Raw genomic sequence first — 480 nt, 5'->3', positions numbered from 1 at the left:
TTATTTCGACGGTGTCCTGATCGCCAATGGCACCCTGCACACACCCAACCAGCCCAGCCTGCCTGGCAAGTTCGAGGGTGAGCTGATGCATTCCTGCGATTATCGCGATGCGGCGGTGTTTGATGGCAAGCGGGTGCTGATCGTGGGCTGTGGCAACTCTGCCTGTGATATTGCGGTGGACGCGGTGCACCGGGCGGCCAGTGTGGATCTGTCCGTACGTCGCGGGTATTACTTCCTGCCCAAGTTTATCGGCGGCAAACCCACCGACAGCATCGGTGGCAAGCTCAAGCTGCCCCGCGGACTCAAGCAGCGACTGGATGCCCGGCTGATTCGTCTTATTGTCGGCAAGCCCAGTGACTACGGCCTGCCGGAGCCGTCATACCGGATGTATGAATCCCACCCGGTGATCAATTCACTGGTACTGCACCATCTCGGTCATGGTGACATCACACCCCACGGCGACATTGTCGGGGTGGTGGG

1 protein-coding gene is annotated in these 480 nt (G+C 60.0%); it reads left to right on the top strand.

The genetic code is table 11. The features are described 5' to 3' along the window. On the top strand, window positions 1-480 hold a 480-nt coding region (locus B3Q33_RS10930; protein WP_286827534.1), incomplete at both ends, for an NAD(P)-binding domain-containing protein.

It is taken from the genome of Alcanivorax sp. UBA3183, from assembly GCF_002364155.1.
Taxonomy (GTDB): Bacteria; Pseudomonadota; Gammaproteobacteria; order Pseudomonadales; family Alcanivoracaceae; genus Alcanivorax; species Alcanivorax jadensis.
Note: the sequence above shows the minus strand (reverse complement) of the source record. Positions and strands in the feature narration are given on the sequence as shown.